At 71.3% G+C, this 7,845-nt stretch carries 9 protein-coding genes; 4 read left to right on the top strand and 5 right to left on the bottom strand.

The genetic code is table 11. The features are described 5' to 3' along the window. Positions 1-219 precede the first annotated feature (219 nt). The 3 genes from ETD85_RS57890 to ETD85_RS57880 all read right to left on the bottom strand — a co-directional run bounded on the left by ETD85_RS57890 (position 220) and on the right by ETD85_RS57880 (position 3,064). A complete protein-coding gene (locus ETD85_RS57890; protein WP_138698344.1) occupies positions 220-1,107 on the bottom strand; it encodes an ABC transporter permease in 888 nt (295 codons plus the stop codon). A gap of 278 nt (positions 1,108-1,385) precedes the next feature. After that, a complete protein-coding gene (locus ETD85_RS57885) occupies positions 1,386-1,982 on the bottom strand; it encodes a TetR/AcrR family transcriptional regulator (protein WP_138698343.1) in 597 nt (198 codons plus the stop codon). 215 nt (positions 1,983-2,197) lie between these two features. Then, on the bottom strand, positions 2,198-3,064 hold the full coding sequence (locus tag ETD85_RS57880) for a hypothetical protein (protein ID WP_206059545.1): 867 nt from the start codon (positions 3,062-3,064) through the stop codon (positions 2,198-2,200). Between the two features lie 193 nt (positions 3,065-3,257). Here ETD85_RS57880 and ETD85_RS57875 point away from each other — a divergent pair, with 193 nt between their 5' ends. Further along, complete coding sequence (locus ETD85_RS57875; protein WP_170247423.1) at positions 3,258-4,583, top strand: cytochrome P450; 1,326 nt, start codon at positions 3,258-3,260, stop codon at positions 4,581-4,583. Positions 4,584-4,630: 47 nt separating this feature from the next. Here the strand turns inward: ETD85_RS57875 and ETD85_RS57870 are convergent, their stop codons facing one another. Then, positions 4,631-5,596: a terpene synthase family protein gene (locus tag ETD85_RS57870; protein ID WP_138698341.1), complete on the bottom strand. Its 966-nt coding sequence runs from the start codon at positions 5,594-5,596 to the stop codon at positions 4,631-4,633. A 300-nt stretch (positions 5,597-5,896) separates the two neighbouring features. Between ETD85_RS57870 and ETD85_RS57865 the strand changes: the two genes are divergently transcribed. Continuing rightward, positions 5,897-6,262: a hypothetical protein gene (locus tag ETD85_RS57865; protein ID WP_138698340.1), complete on the top strand. Its 366-nt coding sequence runs from the start codon at positions 5,897-5,899 to the stop codon at positions 6,260-6,262. A 31-nt stretch (positions 6,263-6,293) separates the two neighbouring features. Here ETD85_RS57865 and ETD85_RS57860 read toward each other — a convergent pair whose 3' ends face one another. After that, positions 6,294-7,118, bottom strand: coding sequence for an alpha/beta fold hydrolase (locus tag ETD85_RS57860; RefSeq protein ID WP_138698339.1), 825 nt, complete (start codon positions 7,116-7,118; stop codon positions 6,294-6,296). Positions 7,119-7,346: 228 nt separating this feature from the next. Here ETD85_RS57860 and ETD85_RS57855 point away from each other — a divergent pair, with 228 nt between their 5' ends. Together ETD85_RS57855 and ETD85_RS57850 are read left to right on the top strand one after the other, a co-directional pair. Next, positions 7,347-7,550, top strand: coding sequence for a hypothetical protein (locus ETD85_RS57855; RefSeq protein ID WP_138698338.1), 204 nt, complete (start codon positions 7,347-7,349; stop codon positions 7,548-7,550). Further along, positions 7,547-7,845 (top strand): helix-turn-helix domain-containing protein (locus ETD85_RS57850; protein WP_240780098.1); only part of this gene is annotated, 299 nt, incomplete at its 3' end. The genes ETD85_RS57855 and ETD85_RS57850, both read left to right, overlap by 4 nt.

Here is a 7,845-nt window from a genome sequence, read left to right as displayed (position 1 = left end):
GCGGGGGAACGTGACGGCGACGTTACGAGGTCGGTACGGGGTCGGTGCGGGCGTCGGTACGGGGTCGGTGCAGGCGTGGGCGCAGGCTCGGCCGCGCCTCAGTTGCGCCCCGCCCCGTACCGGCCCTCTTGGTCCGCCCAGGCCGGGTCGGCTGCGCCCCGTACCGGCTCTCAGACCACCACCAGGACCGGTGAGCTGCACCCTTACCACTAGTACGGGTCAGCCGCGCCCGTAGCGATCCTCGGCCCGCCAGAAGTACCAGAACCCGCCCAGCAGCGCGGCCACCGACCAGAACAGGCACGAGATCCACACCATCTGCGGTGGGCTGTGGCTGCCGATGAGGATGTCGCGCATCCACTCGATGAAGGAGGCGGCCGGGTTCAGGTACATCACGGTGGCCACCCATTCGGGAAGACCCGCACTGTTGACCACTTTGTCATGGATGGCGAAGAAGACGCCCGAGGCATACAGCCACGTACGCATGATGAACGGCAGCAGCTGGTTGAGATCGCGTAGCGAGGCCCCCAGCCGGGCCAGGATCAGCCCGGCCCCGATGTTGAACATGGTCTGCAGCACCAGCACGATCGGGATCATCAGCCAGAACCAGTTCGGCAGCTCGCCGGTGATCACCACGATGACCAGCAGCACGCCCATGGAGATGGCGAGCTGCTGCAGCTCCTGGATCGTGTAGGCCAGCGGCAGCGAGGCGCGCGGGAAGTGCAGGGCGCGGATCAGCGACAGGTTGCCGGAGATCGACTTGGCGCCGGCGGTGACGGTCCGCTGCGTGTAGGTGAACACGAACATCCCGGTGAGCAGGAACGCCGGGTAGTTCTCGATGTTCTTGCTGCCGCCGAGGATCAGGCCGAACATCACGTAGTAGATGGCGGCGTTCAGCAGCGGGGTGATCACCTGCCAGAGCTGCCCCAGCGCCGAGCCGGAGTATTTGGAGACGTTTCGCGAGGTCGCGTACGTCAGGACGAAGTGCCGCCGCTCCCAGAGCCGGAGCAGGTAGACGGGAAGCCTCGGCCGCGCGATGGCCGGGCGCAACCCGTGCTTCCTGGCGAGCTCGGCCAGGGACTGCGACGAATCGTTCTCCACGTGGCTCATGAGCACCTCGATCAACGATCGGCCGTTGGACCTTCGATCATCTCGCGACGCAGGGGCCGTCGGTCCAGTCTTCGGCCGGAGCGTCGCGGAGTCGAGCCCCAGGTGCCCGGAGTATCCAGATAAAGGTCACAGCCTCGCGGAGTCGCATCCATCAGGCGCCCGGGTGCCACAGCCGGGGTGCCACAAGCCCGGGGTGCCACAACCCGGGGGTGCCCGCCCGGAGCGCCCGCCCGGGGCGCCCAGCGGCAAAAGGCGGCTGGGTCGCGGAGCCGAGCCGGTCAGGCGCCCGGAGCGCCCAGGTATGGCCGAAGTGTCTGGTCGAGGGCGTCACGCATGGCGGCGGCCAGCGGCAGGCTTCCGGTGAGCGCCCACAGGATGAGCGCGCCGTTGTAGGTCACCTGGACCGCGTGGGCGAGCCGGTCGACCTCGGCCGTCTCCGCCAGCTCCCCCGCCGCCACCGCCTCGGCCAGCAGCGCGGCGATCTCGTCGCGGGTCCGCAGGGCGTGCTCGGCCGCGTGCCGCCGGAACTCGGCGTCGGTCAGGTCGAGCTGCAGGAAACCGAGGCTGCCGGCGAGCTCCTCCGGCGTCGACACGCCCGCCGCGAGGTCGACGACGGCGGCGCGCAGCGCCTCCAAGGGCGAGCCGTGGTCCTCACGGGCTCGCTGGAACGGCAGGCGCACGGTCTCCGTGGCGTGGGCGGCGAACGCGAGCAGCAGGCCCCGCTTCGACCCGAACCGCTGGACCAGCGTGGCCGGGGACAGCCCGGCCTCCTGGGCGACGGCGGCCAGCGTGACTCCCTGTGGGCCGTACCGCCCGATCGCGCGGGCGGTGGCCTGGAGGATCGCCTCGTCGCTGGTCGTGCGCGGCCTGCCCATGCCGACCTTTCCTCTAGTTAATGAACCTTCGTTTACAAACCATAGCCGACCACGTCGGTCGTCGGCCACATCTCCCCAGCCAGGACCCACCGCCCGCCACGGCGAGCCGTCCCCGCCCGTCACCACGCACCGCCCGTCACCCCGCACCACGCAACGCCCCGCACCACGCAACGCCCCGCACCACGCAACGCCCCGCACCACGAGATGTCCGCCCGTCACCGCTCGATACGCACGCCCGTCACCGCGAAGCGTTCGACGGTCGCGAGATGGCCGCCGGTCGAGGCGACGACGGTCAGCGTGCGTCCCGGCCGCGCGGTGAAGGAGACCCGCGCCGACCAGGGCGAGTCGCTTCCGCCCGCGCTCACGCAGCAGCGCTCTCCGAGCGGGGCGGCCGAACCGGGATGGCGGACTTGGACCCTGATGCTCTCGTCCACCCCCGTTATGCGCCCGCCCACGCTCAGCGGCGAGCCGACGGCGGCGCCGTACGCGGGCTTGGTGAGCGAGAGGTCGGTGTCGTCGGTGCCGACCACCTCCCAGGGCGCGTCCCGCCCCGAGCCGTACCTGACCAGGTGCACGACGGCCGCGACCAGCGCCGGGGAGTTCCCCTCCGGGCTGCGGTAACCGACGTGGACACGGGCGTGGCGGCCCTGGGGCACGATCTTCACGGCCTGGTCGATCTCGGTGAAGCCGAGGAAGTCGCGGGCGAAGGCGACGGCGGTGCGGCGCGCGTCCAGATGCCACCCCTGCCGCCCGTCCTCGCGGTACGCGCGCTCCCACGCCGCCGCCTCCCCCGGGCTGGAGAACGGCCACAGCGGCTGGTAGCGACCGGCCACCAGGCCGGTCGAAGAGGGCGGGCTCGTCACCGGATCGGATGACGTGCCCTCCGAGGGAGCGGTGGATGGCGGGGAGGCGGGTCCGGTGGTGGTGGACGGGTCAGCGGACCCGGCGGTGGAGCCGGTGGTCGATTCGGTGGTCGATTCGGTGGACGGTGGGGACGCCGTCGCCCGCGTTTCCCCTGTGCTCCCGCACCCTGCCGCGACCAGCCCCAGCGCGACCAGCAACGGCACGGCGTACGATCTCATGCACAGCCACCTCCCGGTATCACCACCCAGTTCACGACCTGCTGAGCAAGGTAGTACCCACTCCGCCGCCCATCCGCCCGGACGGGCCGGCATCTCGGGGCCGTGCGCAGCGCACTTTGCGCAGAGTTCTCCTGCATTGATACTCGGTGGGAAGTGCTGTCCGTCGCCCGTGGCGTGGCGGAGAGGTCCGATCATGGATATCGCGCGTTCGCTGTCCGCCGTTCCCTTCGCCCCGGGCCACCTGCCGGTGCTGGGCCATCTACCGGCCTTCCGGAAGGAGCCGCTCGGCTTTCTCCTGCGGCTGCGGTCGGCGGGAGACGCGGTGCGCATCGGGCTGGGGCGCCGCGAGTTCGTGTTCTTCAGCGATCCGGGCCTGGTGCACGACGTGCTGGTGGGCAAGGCTCCCTCTTTCGGGAACGGCGCCTTTCTCGACCGGATCGGCCCGCTGATCCAGGAGGGTGCGCTGCTGGTCCTGCCGTACGAGCAGCACCTCCCGTATCGCAAGAGGCTCAATCCGCAATTTCGCCATGTGCGGATCGCCGCGATGTCGGCCGCGGCGGTGCAGAACGCCCAGGAGCTGGCCGGGCAGTGGCCGGTGGGCCAGCCGTTCCGGCTGGATCACGCGCTCCAGCGCCTGTCCGCCGCGAACTCCTGCAGCGCGCTGCTCGGGCGGCGCCTGCCCGCCGAGGCAGAGATCGCGGTGGCGCGGGCGGCGATGACGATCGGGTCGCTGCTGACGGCGCGGGCGCTGCTCCCGGCCTGGATGAGCCGGCTTCCCCTTCCCGCGAACCGGCGATTCGTCCGGGCCTGCGAGCTGCTGCGGTCAGTGGTACGCGAGCACGCGCAGGGCGAGGCGGACTCCCTGCTGCACTGGCTGGCCGGAGAGGCAGTCGAGGCGGCCGGAGCGACGGAACGTCCGGCGAGCGAGCGGCTGATGGGGGACGCGGCCACCGTCCTCTTCGGGGGGATCGAGACGGTGTCGAGCGTGATGGCGTGGTTCTTCTGGGAGCTCTCCCGGCATCCGGCCGTGGCGCGGCAGGTCTGGGAAGAGGTCGCCTCCGTGACCGGCGAGCACGGGGTGCGGGGCACCGATCGCGGGTCCTTCCGCTTGCTCGAGGCCGCGCTGTGGGAGACGCTCCGGCTGCATCCGGGGATCGTCTTCACCCGGCGGGTGGAGCACGCCGTGGTGGTGGGCGGCGTGGCGTTGCCCGCGGGGACCGAGCTTCTGGTGAGCCCGTACGCGATGCACCGCGACCCGGCGTCGTTCCCCCAGCCGGACGAGTTCGTCCCGCGACGCTGGCTCGGCCGGGCGGAGTCTCCCGGGCACGCCTACCTTCCTTTCGGGGCCGGGCATCGGAAGTGCCTGGGCGACAACCAGGCGATGGCGCAGATGACGCTGTCGCTGGCGACGATAGGTTCGCGCTGGACGGTGGAGGTGACGAACGCGGCAGCGGTGCGGGAGAGGGTGGCGGCGACGACGCGGCCGGATCGCCTGGAGGCGGTGGTGCATCCCCGTTGAGCACCGCCCCCGCCGGAGAATCCCGGCGGGGGCTGCGCGTTCCCGGGTCAGTGGCCACTCCGCAGGGCGATGTCCGGCCGGACGTCGAGAGTGTTCATGACCGTCTCGTGGTGGTGGGCCCAGGCTTCGTAGCCGGCGGCGTGGTTGATGCAGTTCTGGGCGCCGATCTGGGCGAAGGCCCGGTCCTCCGGGCCGAGCTGGAGCAGATCGCACTCGTGCTCAAGGCGCGCGGTCTGCTGGTGCAGCTGTTCGGTGTAGTCGAAGAGCATGCTCAGGATGAGGTCGGTGGCCTCTTCCCGGGTGGCTCCGGCGTGCCGCATGTGCTGGGCGACGGGGTTGCGGTGGTCGCCGTTCCGCTCGTCACGCAGGGCCGAGTGGAGGTCGTTGGTCAGGATGACGCAGTAGGAGGCGAGGCGGCGCATCCTGCTGAGGGCGGCCAGCCGGTAGACGTGGGTGGGGATGTAGTGGGTGTTGGCGAGCTCGCCCTGGCTGATGGACAGGTGCAGGCCGCCGTTGTCGAGGCGCAGGAAGAGGTACTCCTCCAGGTCCCAGGGATAGCCGGGCTCGCGCATGGCGAGGTAGTGCGTCTGGGTGGCGAAGTAGCCGCGCCAGTGGGCGGCGGTGCGGGTGAGGAAGGTGGGGGGTGCGCTCTGCCGGTGTTGCCGCCAGAGGTCCTGGAACATGCGGACGACGGTGGTCGTGCCGCCGGCGGTGGGGGCGTCTCCGTCGAGGACGGCGATCATCGCGTTGGCCAGGGCCCGGCTGGTACGCAGGTCGGTGCCGGGATGGTCGTTGAAGTCGTCGTAGACCCGGTAGAAGACGTAGATGTTGGCGAGAAGGGTCTGCTGCTCGGGGACGATGTCGGGGTGCACCCAGGGCACGAGGGTGGCGTAGTGCAGGTGGCGCGGCGTGTCGGCCCCGAACCCGCGGGCCCAGGCGTGGCACGCGTGCAGAGCGTCGTCGGTGAGGGCGGCCGGGGTGATTTTCTGGGCAGGGATGGTCAGCTCGATCACGGTATTCCTCCCGATTCTGTACCGATGGAGCAGCCTGCGGCGAGGGACGCCTCCCGGTGGGATGTCTCGCTCCTGTACGGGCTGCCCGGGACCGCCGCATCGCCCCGGGACGCAGGTGTGACGCGGCTTGAGCCTGTCTCGCTGATCATGGTGCCGGTCCCGATGGGCCTCTGAGCCCGGGTCACGGGACATCGTTCTCACGTGACCTGAGGCGGCAGCGCGGGCCCTTCGGTGGAACGAGACCAGAATTCCACACCTGCCGCGGACCGGACCCACGGGACGAGGAGGAAGCGTGCCGTGATGATCCGCTCCCCGCTGTCATCCGGCGCGCTGCCCGCCACCATGCTCCCGGCCACGATCACCGCCGCACCACCGACCGCCCGGCCGTTCGACGGCAAGCGACGTGAACGTGCCCGACGCCGTCTTCCAGTGGACTCCGGGCGGCCGATACCTGACCGCGACTTCTGGGACCAGGACCGGGCGGCGTCCTCGATGGCCGGGAACGCGGCATCCGGGCGGGACCCGAGCGCGAATAGCAGACGACGCCCGCCCGAGGAGGTGATCGAGATGCGGACCACACGAGTCGTCGTCGTACGCCCCAAGCCGGCGCGCCCCCGGCCGGGCATCGATCTGCGCACCCCGTCCGGACGCGCCCTCCCCTACTGACGGGCGCGTCCGTCGGCGCCGGACGGCACGATCATGACTGCGCCATCGCGGCCGTGATCCGCTCGGCCACCACCGCGGGGGCGTCGTTGTCGGGCGCGTTGTGCCCCAGCCCGGCGATCAGCTCGTACCGCGCGCCGGGGATGATGCCGGCGAGCTCCTCGCACATCGAGGACAGGAACGCCGGCAGGCTCCTGTCCCCGGCCAGTACCAGCGTCGGCGACCGGATCTCCCGGTAGCGCGAGCCGTCGGAGTCGAGCCTGGCCACCTCGCCGATCTCCGCCGCGGTGGTCGGCATCATCCTGCGCATCTCGGCGCCTTCCTTGCCGGCGAGCACCAGCGCGGTGATCCCGATGTACACGAAGGCGGGCGCCTTCCCGAACGGCAGCAGCCCCATCCGCCGCAAAAACAGCGCCATCGGCCGGACCCGCTGCCCCGATTGGACGCGCCGGGCGAACTCCGGCAAGAAGCTCAGGTCGAACCGGCCGTGCAGGCTCACCCCTGGCTCGTACACCACCAGCGACCGCACTGGCTGCCGCAGCGCCACGTGGAGGGCGACGAGACCCCCGTAGCTGTGCCCGAACACCCGATCCGCTCCCGTGTGCGCCATCACCGCGAGTACGTCGTCGACCTCGCGATCGATGCCGTAACCCGGACCTTGCGGCCCGCTCTCGCCCCGCCCGCGCCGGTCGAGCACGTGCACCGAGTGCGCCGCCGACAAGGCGAGGGCGAGCTCCATGTAGTGGCGCGCACGCCGGTTGTTGCCCGGCAGGACGACCAGCCCCGGCCCGGTGCCGGCGCTCAGGAAGCTGATCGACGTCCCGTCGGCGGACGCCACGCGCGACGCAGTCATCCCCATGCCCGCGAGTGTGGGCCTCCGCGCGGCCCCGCGCCACCCTTCCGGCACCCCGGCCGCCGCTGCTGTGCGGCCGAAAGCCGCAGCGGGCTCCTCGCCCCGCGGCTCGGCGCGCGGGCGCCGCCCAGGCGGCACAGACAGGACAATCCCGCAGGTACGCAGCCATAGGCCCGGCCGAGGTGGGTTCAACCATCATGGCTGGGCGCCGCCTGCGCGGGTAGCGTCCAGGACATGGCCACCTTGCATCTGACCAGGCCGGACGCGGTCTTCTGCGGCAACGGCGGCGTGCCCACCGGTCTCGTGCCGGCGCGTACGCCCGCGTGGCAGGACGCGCGGGACCGCGCCGCGCCGGCCGACCCGCTCAGGTGGCCTACTGTTACCAGGCACGCGGCAACGGGGCCGCACGCCGTACTGACAGGCGAGGAGACGTCATGATGTCCGGACCCGGCGACCTGGGACGTCGCATCATCCACCACCGCGAGCACCTGAACCTGACCCGCGAGGAGGTCGCCCGGCGCGCGGACATGTCACCCGGCTACCTCAAATACCTGGAGGAGAACCCTGACACTCCGGACACCGGCGCTCTCTACCGCCTGGCCAGCGCCCTCCAGACCACGATCAAAGACCTGCTGGGCGGCGGGCTGGACCACCCGCCGGGGCACGGTCCGGCCATGGCCAATCCCGGCATGGAGGAGCTCGACCGGGAGGAGTGCCTGCGGCTGATCGGGCC

The organism is Nonomuraea zeae (assembly GCF_005889725.1).
Classification (GTDB): Bacteria; Actinomycetota; Actinomycetes; order Streptosporangiales; family Streptosporangiaceae; genus Nonomuraea; species Nonomuraea zeae.
Note: the sequence above shows the minus strand (reverse complement) of the source record. Positions and strands in the feature narration are given on the sequence as shown.